The following is a 17,136-nucleotide window of genomic DNA, read 5'->3' on the forward strand; positions in this document are numbered from 1 at the left end:
AGTTCGCGGTTCGCGGTCGTGGGGGCCGCGTCGGGTGCGGATCAGGCGGGTGCGGTATCAGTCGTGTGCGGGTTCAGCGGACGGTGAAGTCCTGGTTGGTGCCCGGCGCGTTCTTGCACTGCCACTGGTCCAGTTGCTGTCCCACGTTGGTGCCGGCGCCGTAGACGTCCAGGCACAGACCGCTGTTGCGGTTCTGGAAGGCGTAGGTGCCCTCGGACTGGCGGACGGGCAGCCAGAGGGCGTTCGCCGCCGTGCCGGGGGCCTGCTGGACGATGTCCGGGGTGCCTGCCGCCGTGGAACTGCCGGCGACCGCCACGTCCTGGCCGGAGTTCTGGGTGCGCAGTTCGCCGTAGCCGTCCGCGGCCGGCACGAACCGGAACTGCTGGTTGGTCTGCCCGTTGCAGGTCCACTGGTCGATCGCGGCGCCCGCGGTGCCGGAGTTGCCGTACACGTCGAGGCACAACTGGCTGCTCGCGACCACGAGTTGGTGGTAGCCGTCAGGGAAGCTCCCGCCGCCGGACGTTGCCGGGGTGAGATAGACGGCGAAGGCGTCGTGCGAGGCCTGGAACGTGAACGGCACGGTGACCGAGCCGCCGGAGGCGCTGACGTTCTGGTCGTACACGGTCTGCGGGGCGGCGAGCGGCGCCTGGTCCGGGATGCGGTGCACGGTGACATGGACGCTGCCGGCGTTCGTCAGCCAGGGGACCGACGACAGCCCGTTGAAGGTCACGGATGCGGCGCCGGTGTAGCCGTTGGAGTCGCCGATGACCGCCACCGCGCGCCCGGCCGCGGAGTCCTCGGAGGCGGAGATGGCCGTCGAGCCGACCTGGCCCGAGGTGTCGACGAGAGTGCCGGTCATGTCGGCGTAGTCCCGGAGCGCCCACCAGTTGCCGGTCGGCTGCCAGCTGCCCCCGCTCTGGGTGAGGACTCCCGTCAGGTTGGGGGTGACACAGCACACCCAGTTGCCGCGCATCGCGTTGGCGTACCCGGACTGCGCGAACCGCGCCAGGTACCAGGCGGTCACCCCGGCGGTCTGCCGGTCGGCGGGCTGGTACTCGTTGGCGGACAGCGGCCGCGCCCCGATGCCCGCCGAGCTGAGCGCACTGTTGAGGGACTGCGAGACGGTGACGGGGTCGTCGACGTCGCCCTCGTCATGGTTGGTGATCATGTCCGGCACCGTCCCGGCCGCCTTCACATGCGCCAGCCAGGTCTGCCATTCACCCGGGTTGCGCTGCGGGGTGAACGCGAGGGACGGCCCCACGATCTGCGCGCCGGGGGCGATGCGCCGGATCTCCCGGTAGGCGGTGTCCCACATATGGAAGTACTGGGCGCTGTTGACACCCCGGGTCCAGAAGTAGGAGATGTCGGGCTCGTTCCAGATGTCGTAGGAGAACGTCAGCCCCGACGATTGGAGCGCTCCCACGGTGGAGTCGATGAAGCTGATCCAGTTCGCGCAGTTGCCGTTGTCGCACGGGTACGTCGTGTTGGACGGCTGGCCGCCGTTCGCGCCGTAGATGTCACTGACGAGCACCTGGTACTGCGCGTGGTACGGCGGCCGGGTCAGCCGTTTCGCCTGCGCGACGATCGAGTCGACGTCGGCCCGAGTGGCCGCGCCGTACTGGTAGTTGTCCTTGATCCAGCCGCCGGAGAACCAGCCCCCGCCGCGGAATGCGTTGATGCCCAGCGGCTGGATGAACTGGTCCACGGGTTGGCTGCCGTCCTGGGTGAAGCCGTAGAGGAACCCCTCACCCACACCGGTCGACGGGCCTCGCGTCGACGCCAGGTTCACGCTCAGCGCCTCGCCCGCTGCGGCACGGCTCCCGGCCGCCGACAGCAGTTGCAGCACGAACGCCAACACGACACCGACGGCGAGCAGCACATGGCGGGTCCTTGCTCGCGTCCTCATGTCAGTGACCACTTCTGGTTGGATCCGCCGTTGCAGGTCCACAGCTGTACGAGGCTGCCGTTGGCGGTGGCGGCGCCGGACACGTCCAGGCACAGCCCGGACTGGGCGGCGGTGACCGTGCCGTCGGCGTTAAGGTTCCACTGCTGGTTGCTCTGGCCGTTGCAGGTCCAGGTGATGACCTTGGTGCCGGGGCTGGTGCCCTGGCCGGAGGCGTCCAGGCACAGGCGGCTGCCGCCCAGGGAGACGCTCAGCTCGTGCGAGGCGCTCTGCGACCAGGTCTGGTTCGCCGCCCCGGAGCAGTCCCTGATCTGTGCCTGTGTGCCCGGTGTCGTCGAACTGCCCGGCACCTCGAGGCACTTGCCCGCGCCCACCGCGTGCAGCGCACCCGTCGCGCCGCCCCCGCCGCTTCCCGTTCCGTAGCCGGCGGCGGTGATGGCGGCCTGTACGGCGTTCTCGGTGGCGTCGGAGGGATAGCCCGCCGTCATCGCACCCTCGAAGAACTCACCCACGCCGTTGGGGCTGTTGTCGCCCCCGGTGCCGAGCAGGACCGAACTGTCGACCTTCATCGGCGAGTAGCCGTTCGGCAGGGGACCGGAGAAGGTCGTGGTCAGGCCGCCGCTCGTGCCGTTGCCGTATTTGAGGGTGAAGTTGCTGGTGCCGCTGTTCTTCAGCCATGCGCTGACGAACGGATAGTGCACGCCCTGGTTGTTCGGGTCCTTGTTGGAGCCGGTGTTGGTGTGGAACATGCCGTTCTCCAGGTCGGCCTCGACCCAGGGGCCGCTGCCGGTGCAGCCGCCGAACCAGCAGGCGGTGCCCCAGTAGATGGCGTTCATGGTGGCGTTGCCGGTGTCGGTGTGGGAGTTCTCGCCGCTGCCGTAGTCGAAGCAGCACCACTGGCTCGTGTAGTTCGACGAGGTCACCATGTAGATGCCTTCGGGCTGGGCGCCGGTGGGCACGCCGTTCGCGTGGTCGAGCCGGTAACCGACACCCGGGGTGACCTTGACGCCGAACACCTGGTGACCGGCCGCCGTTACCGGCAGGGCCATGGCGTCCGCCCCGACGTCGGATCCGTTGGGACCCGGGCCCTTCCAGTAGCCGCCCCAGGAGATCGGCATGTCGTTGTGCCTGGCGGTCTGGTCGTAGATCTTCGTGATCGTGCACGACGTGCCCGCGCAGAACGACACCTGGGAGGCGCCGTCGGCGTACCCGCCCGGAGCGAGCACCCCGATGTCGCGGTAGCTGTGGTCGGAGGACCGCTGGATCTGGTACAGCGGCCCGTTGTACGAGGCGAAGAGCGCCCTGGTGGTGGAGTGCGCCGTCACGCAGGGCGTACCGCCCGCCGCGTAGATGTCACAGGGAAGCGACACGTCCGCCGCGGACACGGGCGCCGGCGAGCCGAACACGCTCAGCGCCATCGCCAGGGCGACCAGGAGCATGACGGCGAACCGCCTTCGCCGACTGCCAGTTGCTGACTGAAGCACGGAAACCTCCTCTGTCGCGGTGCCGTCACGGTCACCGGCACCGAAGCCGCCGGTGACCGTGGGGGTGAGGGAGTCAGCCCAGCGTCCACCGCTGGCTGCTGCTGCCGTTGCAGGTTTCCAACTCGGCGAGGGCGCCGTCCGCCGTGGACCCCCCGGTGACGCCCAGGCACAGGGCGGACTGGACGCCCGTGATCGTGCCGTCGGAGTTCAGCGTCCACTGCTGGTTGCTCTGGCCGTTGCACTGCCAGATCTCCACCTTCGTCCCCGGTGAGGTCTGGTTGTTGTAGGCGTCCAGGCACATCTGAGTACTGCCGGAGTAGACGGTGAGCTGGTTGGAGGTGGTGTGCGTCCAGGTCTGGTTGGCGCCGCCGTTGCAGCTCCAGATCTCCACCTGGGTGCCCGCGGTCGTGGTGGAGTTCGGCACGTCCAGGCACTTGCCCGCGCCGACCGCGTGCACCGGGCCGGTCACGCTGGTGCCGCCGCCACCGCTGGTGCCGCCCGCGACCCGGTACATGACCGTGCCGTGCGCGGGTACCGAGGCGCTGATGGTGCCGGAGGTGGTCGAGGACGCGCCCGACCACAGGTCGGTGAGGGTGTAGGCGGACGCCCCGGTCTTCCCGATCGCCGAAGCGGTGGTGGTGATGGTCGCCGTGGAACCCGTCTCGTTGAACAGCGCCACCGACACGTCCCCGTTGGCGAGCGGCTTGGCCAGCACGTCCAGGCCGCCCGAGGAGGACACCATGGTTCCCTGCTTGCCGAGGGAGTCCTGGTCGACCGCGATCACCCGGGAGTTGGTCAGGACAGACAGGGTGTCGGAGCTGGCCGAGGGGATGTTGGTGCCCGCGATGAGCGGTGCGGCCATCTCCGCCCAGAGACTGAACTCGCTGCGGCTCTCGGTGGCCGTCATCGAGCCGTTGCCGACCTCCAGCATGTCCGGGTCGTTCCAGTGGCCGGGGCCCGCGTAGGAGGCCAGGCCCACGTTGCTGTGGAAGATCGACAGCATGCTGGAGAAAGTCGGGCTGATGTCCCCGGTGGTGCGCCAGCTGTTACCGACGTCCGCGCCCCAGGTCCACACGTTCTCCTGGCCCCAGTTGCACAGGCTGTACAGGATCGGCCGTCCGGTGGCCGCCAGGGCGTCCCGCATCGCCGTGTACCGGGTCTTCGCCGCCACGCCGGTGTTGTTGCAGTTGTCGTACTTCAGGTAGTCGACGCCCCACGCCGCGAACGACTGCGCGTCCGTGGTCTCGTGGCCCAGGCTGCCCGGGTATCCCGCACAGGTCGCGGTGCCCGCGTCCTCGTAGATCCCCAGCTTCAGCCCCAGCGAGTGCACGTAGTCCGCGGTGCCCTTGATGCCGTCGGGGAACTTCGCCGGGTCCGGCACCAGGTGGCCGCCGGAGTCCCGGCTCTGGGTCATCCAGCAGTCGTCGATGTTGACGTACGTGTAGCCGGCCGCCTGCATGCCGTTGGTGTGCATCGCCTGGGCGGTGGACTTGATCAGCGACTCGGAGACGCTGCAGCCGTACGCGTTCCAGTCGTTGAAGCCCATCTGCGGAGTCGGCGCGAGCCCGTTGCCGAGTGCGGCGGCGGGCCCTGCCGTGCCGAGGGAGAGGAGGGGGGCGGTCGCGGTGAGCAGCACGGCCGAGAAGGCGAGCGCGAGGGTTCTACGCAGGGAACGCAGCGGGGGCAGCGACCGGGGACGTTTGGCTCTCGCAGCTGTCATGGGCATAAGTCATCGACTCCTGGGGCGAGTTGGGGAGCTGGGTGCGGGTCAGCGGTAGCCGGCAGCGCTGATGTTGGCTTGTACCGCGTTGTCGGTCGCGTCGGAGGGGTAGCCGGCGACCATGGCTCCCTCGTAGAAGGTGCCGGCGCTCAGGTTGGCGCCGCCGCCGGGCTTGCAGCAGTCGCCGCCGCTGCCCAGGACGATGGCCCCTTGTTTCTTCATGGGGCTGTATCCGCCGGGCAGCCCGCCGTCCCACAAGGTGGTCAGGGCGCTGGACTGGGCGTTGCCGCCCTTGAGGGCGAACCTCGTCGTGCCGTCGTTCTTCAGCATCGCGGTGACGAACTTGCTTGAGAACGCCCGCTGGTTGGGGTTCCAGGACTGGCTGCCGCCTGGGTACAGGCCCCATTCGAGATCGGCCTGCACCCAGGGGCCGCTGCCCGAACAGCCGCCGAACCAGCACTCGGTGCCGAAGTTGATCGCGTCCATCGCCCCGGCGGCGTCGGCCTTCCTGGTCGTCTCGCTGTTGCCGTAGTCGAAGCAGCAGCCGTTGTTGACGTGGGTGCCACTGGTCACCATGTACGCCCCTTCGGGTGCGGCACCGGTCGGTACGCCCGTCAGATGACCGTCCCGCCAGTAGCTGTTGCCGGGGTTGATGTACAGCGAGTACGCCTTGGTGCCGCCGGCCGTCAAAGACTCGGACGTCGCCTTCGCGGGACTGCTCTGACTCGACCCCGGTACCTGGGCCGATCCCTGGTACCACAGGTCGTTTCCGTGTCCGGACTGGTCGCGGACGACCGTGATCACGCACGAGGTGCCCGCGCAGAACGCGTCCTGCGCCGCCGCGTCGGCGAAGCCTCCCGCCGCCAGGACGCCGATGTCCCTGGTGGCGTTGTCCGAGGCGCGCCTGACCTGGTAGAGGGAGCCGTTGTACGAACCGTAGAGCGCCCGCACGGTGCTGTGCGCGGCCACGCACGGCGTACCGCTGGCGGCGTAGATGTCGCACGGGCCCGACCCGTTGGCGGGAGGCGAAGGCGTCGACGGGTCCGTGGCCCACTTCTGGTTGGTCTGGCCGTTGCAGGTCCACAGGAGGACCGCGGTGCCGCCGGCCGTTCCCGCCCCGCTCACGTCCAGGCAGAATCCGGAGGCGACGCCGGTGACCGACCCGTCCGAGTTCTGCCGCCAGACCTGGGTGGCCCGCCCGTCGCACCCGCGGATGACCGCCGGGGCTCCGGGAGCCGTCCGGGTGTCGTAGACGTCCACGCACCGGGTGCCGTTCGTCGTCCTCAGCTCACCCGCCGCCGTGAACTCGAACGCCTGGTTGGGCTGGCCGTTGCAGTCCCAGATCTCCAGCTGCGTGCCCGGAGTGTCGACGTTGCCCTTGACGTCCAGGCACCGCCCCGACGCCGAACTCACCAGGGCTGCCGCGGACGTCGGCGCCGACCAGGACGGCGCGGTCACCAGCAACATGGCCAGCAGTGCCATCACGGAGACGGCGGCCGCAGCCGGTAAGCGCGATGCACGAGCCGCGGGGCTGCGGTGCGGAGCGGATGAAGGCTGCATTCTGTGTCCTCGGATATGAGGGGGGAGGGAGGAGACGGAGAGTGCCCTGCACGCACAAGGGGCCCTCAGACATCCCATGTTCCACAGTGATTCCACAGGGTCATGAGCCTGTCAATAGAAGTCACCGAGTCTCCCAGAGCTCGATCCATCCCATGTCTGCCCTGGTCGGGCCACTCTGAGGGCAGCCGAAACCCGCGTCCGGCGACGACCAGGCGTGCCGGACGCAGGCGTTCGTCGAGGGATCAGGTGTGAGCGCTGGGTGCCGATCGCCTCACCTGAAATTCCAGTGCTGGTTGGCGCCACCGTTGGAGTCCCAGACCTGCACGGGGCTCCCGTTGGCGCTCTGTCCCGCGGGGACCTCCAGCGCCCGGCCGGAGGCCACGTTGATCAGGGTGTACGTCCCGTCACCGTTCTGGGTGGCCCGCCAGTGCTGGTTCGCACCGCCGTTGCCGTCCCAGATCGTCAGCCGCGTGCCGTTGCCGGTCTGGCCACCGGGCTCGTCCAGCGCCCGCCCACTGGCGATGTTGGTCAGCGTGTACGAGCCGTCGCTGTTCTGGTTCGCCCGCCACTGCTGGTTCGCGGAGCTCCCGTTGGCGTCCCAGATCTGGACCGGCGTGCCGTTCCCGGTCTGTCCGCCCGGCACGTCCAGCACCCGGCCCGCGGAGGCCACGCTCACCTGGTACACCTGGCCCGAGACGATGCCGCCGCCCGGGTTCCCCGAACCGCCACCGCCCAGCGCGGTCAGCGTCGCGTCGTAGGCAGGCTTCTTGTTGCCGCTGTTGTCGAACAGCAGTGGGTTCTCGCCGGTGCGCCAGGAGTCGCTGTCGCGAATGCCCCATACGGTGATGCCGGTGCAACGCGCGACGTTCATGCATGCCCTGACGGTGTTCGCGTAGGCGCTTGCCGGCGCCTGCGCGATGTCCAGCTCGGTGATCTGTACGTCGACGCCGAGCGCGGCGAAGTTGGACAGGGTGGTCTGGAAGCTCGCGGGCGGGCCGCCGGTGCCGAAGTGGGACTGGAAGCCGACGCAGTCGATGGGCACGCCACGCGACTTGAAGTCGCGCACCATGTTGTAGACGCCCTGGGTCTTGGCGTCGGACCAGTTCTCGATGTTGTAGTCGTTGTAGCAGAGCTTGGCCGCCGGGTCCGCCGTCCGCGCGGTGCGGAACGCCTCCTCGATGAAGCCGTTGCCCAGCACGTCGTGGAACACCGAACTGCGCTGCTGGCCGCTGCCGTTGTCGGCGAACGCCTCGTTGACCACGTCCCAGGCGTAGATCTTGCCTTTGTAGTGGGTCATCTCCTGGGTGATGTGGTTGTCCATCACGCTGCGCAGGGTGTTCGCGTCCCTGATGGAGCTGACCCAGGACGGGAGTTGGGAGTGCCAGACGAGCGTGTGCCCGCGCATTCGCTGGCTGTGCGCGGCGGCGTGGCTGACGATCTGGTCGCCGGGCCCGAAGTTGAAGTTGCCGCGAGAGGGTTCGATGGTGTCCCACTTCATCTCGTTCTCCGGGGTGATCATGTTGAATTCCCGGTCGAGGATGGTGGCGTACGTCGAGTCGCCGAGACGGCCCGCGGCCACGGCTGTGCCGAAGTAGCGGCCGCTGTCGGCTGCTGCCGCGCCCAGGGTGCCGGAGGCCGCGTGAGCGGCGGGGCTCGCCGGGCCGGCGAGGGCCAGAGCCGTGCCGGCTGCCAGGACGGCGGCCAGGGCCAAGGCCTTGCGCGGACGGGGCTCTGCGTTGAGCCAGGGCATGAGGGATCGTCCTCCTTGCGTGGGGCGAGGGGATGGGGACACCGGCCACGAACCGGTGCCGGGATCGAGTCGGGCCTGTCACAAGGCCGAGCTGACCGGCAGTGCGCTCCACTGCTGGTTGGCTCCGCCGTTGCAGTCCCACAGGACCAGTTGCGTACCGTCGGTGGCAGACGCACCGGGGTCGTCGAGGCAGCGGCCGGAGACCGGGTTGCGGTAACCGCCGTTGTACGCCTGCCATTGCTGGTTGCTGCCGCCGTTGCAGTCCCAGATCTCGATCTTGGTGCCGTTGGCGGTACCACCGCCCGTGGCGTCCAGGCACTTCCCGAGCGCCCGCAAGGTGCCGTCCGAGCGCGCGGACCACAGTTGCGCGTCGGCTCCGTTGCAGGACCAGATCTGTACGGCGGTTCCGTTGGTGCTGTTGCCGCCGTTGACGTCCAGACACTTCCCCGCGACCCCGGAGCGCACCGGCTCGCCCAGGGAGACCGGCGGCTTGATCCAGCCTGCCGCGTCCGCGGCCTGGACCCCGGCGTTGAAGGCGTCAGCCATCTTGCCGAAGCCGTTGTCGTTGGGGTGCAGGGAGTCGGACAGGTCCGCGGTGGTCAGAGCGCTCATGTCCACCAGGCGCACATGCTTGCCGGCAGCCTGCTCGGCCTGGACGATGCCCGGCAGTTGGGCGTTGAACGCGGGGCGGGTGGCCTCCTCGGTGCCGCTGGTGGAGACGATCACGGTGCCGACGAGGACCGTCGCGTCAGGGGCGTCGGCCGTGATCTGGTCGATGAGCGCATGGAGCCGTTCGGCGGCGGGCTCGGCCTGAGAGCCGCCGTTCAGATCATTGGTGCCGATCTCCAGGGTGATCACGTTGGGCCGGTACCGGGCCAGCACGGAGTCCGCGATACCGGCTATCTCGCTGATGTGCCAGCCGGAGTGGCCCTCGTTGTCCGGGTCGGACATGGTGCCGTTGCGGCCCGAGCCCACGAAGTCCAACGAGTGTCCCTCGGCGGCGAGTTGGTTCCACAGGAAGCCCCGGTAGCTGTTCCCGGACGGGCTGCCGACGCCCCAGGTGATGGAGTCGCCCAGCGGCATCAGCCGTAGGGCGGTGGGCGCGGCTGCGGCCGGCCCGGTGGCGGCCGTCGCGGGTAACGCGGTCCCGGTGCCGAGCACGGCGGTCAGCGCTGCGGCCAGGGCGATCGAGTATCTCTTCATCGGCGTTCCTCACTGGTGCGGGACAGTGGGTGGGGATGAACGTGAGTGAGAGTGAGCGGTCAGTGGGGAGTCTCAGCGGGGCGTGAAGTCCTGGTTGCCGCCCGCCGTGTTCTTGCAGGGCCACTGGTCGAGCTGTTGGCCGAGGTTCCTGCCGCCGCCGTAGACGTCCAGGCACAGGCCGCTGTTCTGGTTCTGGAAGGAGTACCAGCCGTCGGACTGCCGTACGGGCAGCCAGAGGGCGCCGGTCGCCCCGCTCGGCGCCTGCTGCACGATGTCCGGCGTCCCGGCGGCCGTGAGACTGCCCGAAACCCCCACCACCAGGCCTGAGTTCTGCGCCTGCAACTGCCCGTAGCCGCCGGCGCCCGGCACGAACTGGAACCGCTGGTTGGCCTGCCCGTTGCAGGTCCACTGGTCGATCGCGGCGCCCGCGCTGCCGGAGTTGCCGTACACGTCCAGGCACAGGCTGTCGTTGCCGATCACCAACTGGTGGTATCCGGTGGGGAAGCCGCCACCGCCGCCCGAGGACTGGACGCCCACCTGCTGGATGACCTGCTGCGCGCCCGACGGCCAACTGGTGCCACTGACCTGCACGTTGCCCGTCAGGACGTTGTTGTGCGGCGGGCCGGTGGCCACGTAGGTGTTGCCGCCGTTGTACCAGTTGCCGGAGAACCTGCTGTCGTCGGTGTGGTTGTTCGCGTTGGCATTGGTGAACGCCCAGTTGCCCGCGTCCTGCACCACATTGTTCGACACCGTCAGATACCGGGAGCCCTCGTCGAGGTACAGCGCGGTGGTGCGGTTGTTGTCGTACATGTAGTTCTCGGAGATCACCGAGCCGGGGTTCGCGGACAGGTTGTAGATGCTGCCGCCGTCGAACATCGCGTTCTTGGTGTCGAAGATCAGGTTGTGGGAGACGGTGTTGTTCTTCAGCGTCGTGGGGGTGCTGTACACGGGCTGGTAGTTGTACGTGCCCCGGTTGACGTAGTCCTGGCTGCCGCCAGGGTCGTTGGCGCCCCAGCCCCACCCGATGTCGATGCCGTCGTAGGGCAGGTGGTCGCACTGGTTGTGGGTGATCGTCGCGTTCGTGACGTACGTCGACAGGATCGCGGCGGTCTCCTTGTAGTCGGTGCCGACCCCGCTCACCTTGTTGTTGCTGATGGTGATGTTCTGGTTGGTCATCTGCGGGTTGCCGGGGTGGTGCGCGTCCGGCTGGATCCCGCCGACCTGGATGCCGCTGCCTGCGGTGTCGGTGAACGTGTTGCCGGTGATGGTGACGCCGTTGGCGCCGAGTCCGGTGCCGGAGGCGTTGGCGACGCCGTCGTTGCCCACGCCGAGCCCGGCCTGTCCGAGCTCGGAGAACGTGTCGCCGGAGAACGTGATGCCGGTGGCGGCGGAGACCTGGACGGCCGCGGGCATCTGCGCCCAGTGGTTGCGGGTGGCCTCGAACTGTGTGCATCCCGACTTGCAGGTGCTCAGCCAGTTGGCGGGCATCGGGTAGGCGCCGGTGATGTGCGCGCCGCTCTGCTGGTCGGCGTAGCCGTCGGGTCCGCTGGGTCCGAGCCAGGAGGTTCCGGTGAACCGGATGCCGCTGAAGGCGAGCCCGGTGGCCGGTGAGCCGTAGCTGCCGCTGATGCCGAGCAGGCTCTGCAACCTGGGCAGTTCGACGTCGAGGCTGCCGGGGTTCTGCCCCGGCTGGGCCCGGTAGTACAGGTCGCCGGTGGACGAGTCGAGGTACCACTGTCCGGCCTGCTGGAGGAACGCGTAGTTGTTCTCCAGGTGCATCGTCCCGCCGGCGAACGGCGCGTTGATGGTGTCGTAGCCCCAGGAGTTGTTGTTCCACGCGGGCTGCTGCATGGTGACGGTCCTGCCGCTGATCGACTGGACCGGCGCGTAGCGGTCGGTGAAGGAGTTGAGGCTCTCGACCTCCATGTGGTTCTGGTCCGAGAGGCCGGCCAGGTAGTCGAGGGAGGAGTCGGTGAAGGTCAGGCCGGTCTGGGTGAAGGTGAAGGCGGAGCGGGGTACCTGGATCGCCGCTCGTGCTGCTTCCCCGCCGTTCACGTACAGCTGGCGGGTGTTCACGCCCGTGCCGACGTGGGCCGACCAGATATTCTTCGCCTGATCATGCACCTGCCAATCAGTTATCTGCTGGGCGCCAGTCACGACCGGCTGCTGCCCGGACACGGCCTGGTAGGTGATGGTGTGGCCGTTCTGGCCGCCGTCGCCGGAGCCGAAGGCAAGTGGCTTGGTCAGCCGGTAGGTGCCGCCGCCCAGGTGGACGACGACGTCCGAGTCGGCCGAGAGCCGGTGCGCGGGCTGCGCCGCCTGATCGATGGTGGCGAACGGCTGCCCGGCGGTGCCGTTTCCGCCGGGAGCCGCATCCGGCGCCACGTACAGGTCGGCGGCCGCGGCTTGGCGTTCCGCCGGAACCGCGTACGCGACCCCGGCGGTGGCCGGACTGCCGGCGAGCAGGGCGAGCAGGGCTGTGGGGGCGGCCCACAGGCTGCAGAGCGCTCCGGCTCTGAGCATGGTCATCCTCCGGTGGTGGCGCGTCCGGTGGCGGGTGGCCCGTGATCGCCGGTGCGGCGGCCACGGGACGGAGCCGTTCAGGTCAGTTGAGGCTCCATTGCTGGTTGGACCCGCCGTTGCACGTCCAGAGTTCGGTCAGAGCGCCGTTGGCCGCGGAGGCGCCGGTGACGTCGAGGCAGAGCCCGGACTGGGTGCCGGTGACGGTGCCGTCGGCGTTCACCTGCCATTGCTGGTTGGCGCCGCCGTTGCACGGCCAGGTCACCACCTTGGTACCGGCGGACGTCTGGTTGTTGTACGCGTCCAGGCACAGCTGGCTGCTGCCGCTGTAGACGGTCAGCTGGTTGGAGGACGTACGGGTCCAGGTCTGGTTGGCCCCGCCGCTGCAGTCCCAGATCTGTAGCTGCGTGCCGGCCGTGGTCGACGAGCCCGGTACGTCCAGGCACTTGCCCGCGCCCACCGCGTGCAGCGCGCCGGTGCCCGTGCCGCCCCCCGCGGAGTTGTCGTATCCGACAGCAGTGATGTTGGCCTGGACGGCGTTCTCCGTGGCGTCCGACGGGTAACCGGAGGTCATCACGCCCTCGTAGAAGGTGCCTTGGGCACCCTTGCTGTTGTCGCCGCCCGTGCCGAGGATGATGGCGCCCTGCTTGCGCATCGGGTTGTAGCCCGCGACATTGGGGCGCACCCCGTCGTAGAACGTGGACAGGCTGCCCGACTGGGCGTTGCCACCACGGATCGCCCAGTGGTTGGGGCCGCCCTTGATGATGGCGGTCGTGTAGCGGTAGTTGATGGTCGGGTCGTTGGCGTTGTAATGCTGGTTCACCCCGGAGAAGAGGCCGTTCTCCAGGTCGGCCATGATCCACGGACCGTTGCCCGAACCGTAGCCCCACACCTTGATGTTGCCGAAGTAGATGGCCTCCATCGTGCCGTTGCCGTCGTCGTTGCTGTCCGTCTCGGCGTTGCCGTAGTCGAAGCAGCAGCCGCCGTTGTAGTGCGTGCCGTCGAAGATCGCGTACATGCCCTCGGCGTTGTCCCCGGTGGCGATGCCGTTCGTGTGGTTGTTCCGGTAGCCCGTACCGGGCGCCACGAAGACGCCGTAGGCCTTGTGTCCGCCCACCGTGGTGGGCGCGGCGGTCGCGTTCGCGAGGTTGTCGGGTCCACCCGCGGCACCGCCGCCGGGTGCCTGGGTGAGGTTGTTGTTGCGGCCGGACTGGTCGTAGATGACCGTGATCAGGCAGGACGTCCCCGAGCAGAACGAGTCCTGGGCCGCGGCGTCGGCGTACCCGCCCGCGCTCAGGACCCCGATGTCACGGGTGGAGTTGTCGGAGGCGCGCCGGACCTGGTAGAGCGGCCCGTTGTACGAGGCGTACAGCGCTCGTGTGGTGCTGTGCGCCGCCACACAGGGCGTGCCGCCTGCCGCGTAGAGGTCACAGGGCCCGGAGGTGGCGGCCCGAGCTGTGCCGGCCGTGGCCGCGGCGCCGGCCAGAGCACCGGCGACGAGCGCGGCTGCGGCCCCCGCTCGTGCGAACGTCCTCCACCGGGAACGGGCCGTGCCCGCCGACGGAGAGAGATGCGTCCCAGGCGACGCGTTTCGGGGCGCGCCACGGTGGTGTACCGCCGCGAGTAACCGCTCGACGCTGTCGCGCCCGGGCAGCAGGCGGCGTTTTGTACGGGTGGTTCCCATCTGGACTCCCTACCGTGCGGGTGCGACCCGGTCGGGTCGCGGTGGTGGGGGTGACACATGTCGAAGCACTTGAACGTGCCGTCGTGCAGTGGGGTTGCCGAGATACATCGGGGATGGCGGTGTTACCGCTCTCGCAGGGTGCCAAGAGTCGGGAGACCCTTCCTGCGGTGCGTGCTGCGGAATCGATTCGACTGCTGATTGCCACAGTTCGCAAGCTCTTGGGAAGCACGAAAAGTTGCGATGGAACCGGACCGGACCACGGCCCGACCTACTGCCGCGATGATGCTGGGGGCCGCGCGAGTGTCACCGAGGGCGGGCCACCGAACCTACGGAGGACCCCTCATCAGGTCACTGAACAGGAATGTCTCCGAGTGGACCCCCAGATCACGGAGCACCGGAACGAAGGCCGCTCACCGAAGCAGACGCCCCTGAACGGGGATTGTCGCCGTTTGCGCTTCGCACTACGCGACTGGCATGCACAAGACCGGCGTTAAATCCCGTCGAAGCGCTTGAGTCGAACCGGTTCGCCTTGACCTCGGAACGTCGTGAGACGGGAAACGGGCCCGCAGCCCCACCCCGACGGTCAGTCACCATCCGGCCCTCTCCTACGGTGTTGCCGCACCTGGGCAGGGTGCTGGTGGAGGAAGTGAGCGCCGAGCATGGGGGGTGCGTCCGGGGAAGTGGGAGGGGCCGGTCGGCCCCTGCCCGTCCACTCCGAGCAGGCGGAGGATCAGCAATAGGAACGGATACCCGGTAGAGGTATCCAAAGATCCCTGAAAGATACGAGGAGGACACCATGAAAGGCCGGAACTTCGCTCCGTACGTCATCGTCGCCGCGCTCGTCCTCGTAGGGCTCGTGGCTCTGGGAGTGCCGCTGAGCACGCTGCTGTTCCTGGTGCTCGTGCTCTGCTGCCCGCTGATGATGTTCTTCATGATGCGCGGCATGCACGGCAACGACCAGCACAGCGACCATGAGAACCACGGCCAGGACACTGACAACCAGGACCGCCTGCACAAGCACCTCTGAGCGGCCACATCAACGGCCTCCGGCCGGAGGCCCGGTGAGCCGCCATGGCCTCGCTGATCGGCGCAACGCCCCTCGCGGGCTTGGTCGGTGACCTGGGAGGCGGTTGCGGCGACTTCACCGACGTCCGAGCCTCCTCAGACGGCCAGGCCGAGATTACGCAGGGTCTCAAACGGAACTGCTGATCGCCCTGGAACATCATCCGCTGGATCGCATCTCCCTCTCAAGGAGGGCTCGGAAGGTGCGCGGGGGCCGACCGGTGAGGCGCTGGACGGTGTCGGTGATGCGGTCCTCCGCCCCTTCGGCGATGGCACGGTCCATGCCGGCCAGCATTGCGGCGAACTCCACCGGCATCTGCGTCGTGAGGCGGTCGCGCATCTGCTCGTAGGACAGACGGCGGTGGACCACGGGCCGACCGGTGACCTCGGTGGTGACCACGGCGATGTTGTCGTGGCTGAGTGCCTCGGGTCCGGTGAGGACGAGATCGGTGTTGGGGGCTTGCTCGTCGGTTAGAGCGCGCACGGCGACCGCCGCGATGTCCTCGGCGTCGACGAAGGCGACCCGACCGCTCGCAGTGGCGGTCCAGATGATGCCCTCGTCCCGGATGCTGCGAGCGTGCGCGTGCGTGCCGGTGAAGTTCTGCATGAACCACGAGGGCCGCAGTACGGCCCACTGTCCGAAGAGATCGGGCAGGGACTGGTGCACCGTTCCCACCGCCGGGCCGCCCTCGGGGATGGCCGAGGAGCTCAACAGCACCGCGCGGTGCACGCTGGCGGTGCGGGCCTGATGGAGGAACGGCAGCATGGTCGCCGCGGGGTCGGAGTCGCCCAGGGGCGGTATGAGGTAGATGCGGTCGACGCCATCGAGGGCGGCCGCGTGGGTGGCGGGGTCGTACCAGTCGAAGGGGACCGGCTCGGCGCCGGCGACCGGGGTGGCCCGGCGGCTGGCGGCTTTGACGCGGTGACCCGCGGCCGTCAGCTGTGCGGCGGTGCGGCTTCCGGTCGTGCCGGTGGCGCCGATGACCAGAGTGGTGCCGGCGGTGGTCATCGGCTGCTCCCGGTGAAGTCGGTGCCGGGTTCCTGGACGGCTAGGGGGTTCCAGTAGTCGCGGTAGGAGGTGATGTGCCCGTCTCGAACGGTCACAACGGCGATGTAGGTCATGTCGAAGGGAGCGTCGCTCTCCACCAGGCGGCCGACGCCGCGCATCTCGACCACGATGGTCTGCGGATCGGTGGTCTGGTGGATCCGCAGGTCGGGGAAGTCGTGCAGGTCGATGTGGTCGGGGTAGTGGCGCATGTAGGCGGCGATGGCCTCCTTGCCCTCCAGACGCCGGGGCCAGTCGGCGGGGGCGAAGGGGAACTCCATGAGGCCGTCCTCGGCCCACAGGGCGATCCACGCGGCAATGTCCTTGTCGAGCAGCAGTCGCAGGCTGTGGCGGTATAGATCCGCCGGGGAGGTCGGTGCGGACATGGGTATCCTCCAGTCATAGAATCCGGACTCTTGGTCCGCTTCGACGATATGGACCACGGGTCCGTTTTGCAAATGGAAGGAGTGCCATGCCCGAACGCCAGTCGTCTCGCAAGGACGCCATCCGCAACCGGGAGGCCGTGCTCGCGGCTGCCGACGCCCTCTTCACCCGCCGCGAGAGTCCCGAGGACGTCACCATGGCCGACGTCGCGGCAGCGGCCGGCGTCGGCAAGGGCACGCTCTTCCGGGCCTTCGGCGATCGCGCCGGCCTGCTCCGCGCGCTGTACGAGGCACGACTCGAACCGATCAGGCAGGCCGTCGAGACCGGCCCACCACCCCTGGGGCCCGCGACCCCACCACGGGATCGCGTACCCGCCCTGCTCGATGCCATCCTGTGCTTCAAACTCGACAACCGGCGCCTCGCGCTGGCTTTGGAGGAAGGCGGGAGCAGCAGCCCGTACCAGGCGGAGCACTACGAGCGGTGGCACAGCCTGCTCCGAGCCGTACTGGAGCAGATCCCCGGCCTGACCGACAGCGACTTCACCACCCACGCCCTGCTCGCCGCCACACGAGCCGACCTCGTCGAGCACCTGGCCGGAGAAGAGCGCATTCCGCGGGAAAGAATGCGGGCACAGTTGGCGAACTTCGCCACCAGAGTCCTGGCCTCCGGTCCACTGCATGGGTTGACCGCCGAGGAGTGATCGAGGACCGGGCGAGGCCTTGATCAGCGAAGCCTCGCAAACGACCGCCAACGAAGGTTGGGGCGGCTGCACACGCATAACTCTGGGCGACAACGCCTCCTGGGATTTCGTGCACTGCGGT

Annotated in this window: 11 protein-coding genes and 1 pseudogene; 2 read left to right on the forward strand and 10 right to left on the reverse strand. The window is 68.7% G+C overall.

The window, feature by feature from the left end:
- Positions 1-73: 73 nt before the first annotated feature.
- The 8 genes and pseudogenes from ACWDEW_RS41730 to ACWDEW_RS41765 form a co-directional block, all read right to left on the reverse strand.
- Positions 74-1,906 carry an RICIN domain-containing protein gene (locus ACWDEW_RS41730; protein WP_450520507.1) on the reverse strand — a complete coding sequence of 611 codons (1,833 nt, stop codon included), beginning with the start codon at positions 1,904-1,906 and terminating at the stop codon, positions 74-76.
- Positions 1,903-3,387 carry an arabinofuranosidase catalytic domain-containing protein gene (locus ACWDEW_RS41735; protein ID WP_450520509.1) on the reverse strand — a complete coding sequence of 495 codons (1,485 nt, stop codon included), beginning with the start codon at positions 3,385-3,387 and terminating at the stop codon, positions 1,903-1,905. Before ACWDEW_RS41735 ends, ACWDEW_RS41730 begins: the two co-directional genes overlap by 4 nt.
- 73 nt (positions 3,388-3,460) lie before the next feature.
- Positions 3,461-5,107, reverse strand: coding sequence for a glycoside hydrolase family 27 protein (locus ACWDEW_RS41740; RefSeq protein WP_450520511.1), 1,647 nt, complete (start codon positions 5,105-5,107; stop codon positions 3,461-3,463).
- Positions 5,108-5,155: 48 nt separating this feature from the next.
- Positions 5,156-6,589 carry an arabinofuranosidase catalytic domain-containing protein gene (locus ACWDEW_RS41745; protein WP_450520513.1) on the reverse strand — a complete coding sequence of 478 codons (1,434 nt, stop codon included), beginning with the start codon at positions 6,587-6,589 and terminating at the stop codon, positions 5,156-5,158.
- 352 nt (positions 6,590-6,941) lie between these two features.
- A pseudogene (locus ACWDEW_RS41750) lies at positions 6,942-8,417 on the reverse strand (endo-1,4-beta-xylanase); the annotation flags it as partial.
- Positions 8,418-8,495: 78 nt separating this feature from the next.
- A complete protein-coding gene (locus ACWDEW_RS41755) occupies positions 8,496-9,620 on the reverse strand; it encodes a ricin-type beta-trefoil lectin domain protein (protein WP_450520515.1) in 1,125 nt (374 codons plus the stop codon).
- 72 nt (positions 9,621-9,692) lie between these two features.
- Positions 9,693-12,143 carry an RICIN domain-containing protein gene (locus ACWDEW_RS41760; RefSeq protein WP_450520517.1) on the reverse strand — a complete coding sequence of 817 codons (2,451 nt, stop codon included), beginning with the start codon at positions 12,141-12,143 and terminating at the stop codon, positions 9,693-9,695.
- An 82-nt stretch (positions 12,144-12,225) separates the two neighbouring features.
- Positions 12,226-13,824 carry an arabinofuranosidase catalytic domain-containing protein gene (locus ACWDEW_RS41765; protein WP_450520519.1) on the reverse strand — a complete coding sequence of 533 codons (1,599 nt, stop codon included), beginning with the start codon at positions 13,822-13,824 and terminating at the stop codon, positions 12,226-12,228.
- Positions 13,825-14,620: 796 nt separating this feature from the next.
- Here ACWDEW_RS41765 and ACWDEW_RS41770 point away from each other — a divergent pair.
- Entirely contained in the window at positions 14,621-14,851 is a 231-nt protein-coding gene (locus tag ACWDEW_RS41770; protein ID WP_450520521.1) for a DUF2933 domain-containing protein, read from the forward strand.
- A gap of 195 nt (positions 14,852-15,046) precedes the next feature.
- On the opposite strand, the gene ACWDEW_RS41775 is transcribed toward ACWDEW_RS41770, so the two are convergent.
- Both ACWDEW_RS41775 and ACWDEW_RS41780 read right to left on the reverse strand, forming a co-directional pair.
- A complete protein-coding gene (locus tag ACWDEW_RS41775) occupies positions 15,047-15,895 on the reverse strand; it encodes an NmrA family NAD(P)-binding protein (protein ID WP_450520523.1) in 849 nt (282 codons plus the stop codon).
- A complete protein-coding gene (locus tag ACWDEW_RS41780) occupies positions 15,892-16,317 on the reverse strand; it encodes a nuclear transport factor 2 family protein (protein WP_450520525.1) in 426 nt (141 codons plus the stop codon). The genes ACWDEW_RS41775 and ACWDEW_RS41780 overlap by 4 nt, the downstream gene beginning before the upstream one ends.
- 86 nt (positions 16,318-16,403) lie before the next feature.
- Between ACWDEW_RS41780 and ACWDEW_RS41785 the strand changes: the two genes are divergently transcribed.
- On the forward strand, positions 16,404-17,015 hold the full coding sequence (locus ACWDEW_RS41785; RefSeq protein ID WP_450520527.1) for a TetR/AcrR family transcriptional regulator: 612 nt from the start codon (positions 16,404-16,406) through the stop codon (positions 17,013-17,015).
- The last annotated feature ends 121 nt before the right edge of the window (positions 17,016-17,136 follow it).

Source organism: Streptomyces sp. NPDC001100 (genome assembly GCF_053598575.1).

Bases quoted from the DNA above. Each gene is read 5' to 3' on its own strand.
- ACWDEW_RS41730 (WP_450520507.1), bottom strand. From the start codon at position 1,906: ATGAGGACGCGAGCAAGGACCCGCCATGTGCTGCTCGCCGTCGGTGTC.
- ACWDEW_RS41740 (WP_450520511.1), bottom strand. From the start codon at position 5,107: ATGACAGCTGCGAGAGCCAAACGTCCCCGGTCGCTGCCCCCGCTGCGT.
- ACWDEW_RS41745 (WP_450520513.1), bottom strand. From the start codon at position 6,589: ATGGCACTGCTGGCCATGTTGCTGGTGACCGCGCCGTCCTGGTCGGCG.
- ACWDEW_RS41755 (WP_450520515.1), bottom strand. From the start codon at position 9,620: ATGAAGAGATACTCGATCGCCCTGGCCGCAGCGCTGACCGCCGTGCTC.
- ACWDEW_RS41760 (WP_450520517.1), bottom strand. From the start codon at position 12,143: ATGCTCAGAGCCGGAGCGCTCTGCAGCCTGTGGGCCGCCCCCACAGCC.
- ACWDEW_RS41765 (WP_450520519.1), bottom strand. From the start codon at position 13,824: ATGGGAACCACCCGTACAAAACGCCGCCTGCTGCCCGGGCGCGACAGC.
- ACWDEW_RS41770 (WP_450520521.1), top strand. From the start codon at position 14,621: ATGAAAGGCCGGAACTTCGCTCCGTACGTCATCGTCGCCGCGCTCGTC.
- ACWDEW_RS41775 (WP_450520523.1), bottom strand. From the start codon at position 15,895: ATGACCACCGCCGGCACCACTCTGGTCATCGGCGCCACCGGCACGACC.
- ACWDEW_RS41780 (WP_450520525.1), bottom strand. From the start codon at position 16,317: ATGTCCGCACCGACCTCCCCGGCGGATCTATACCGCCACAGCCTGCGA.
- ACWDEW_RS41785 (WP_450520527.1), top strand. From the start codon at position 16,404: ATGCCCGAACGCCAGTCGTCTCGCAAGGACGCCATCCGCAACCGGGAG.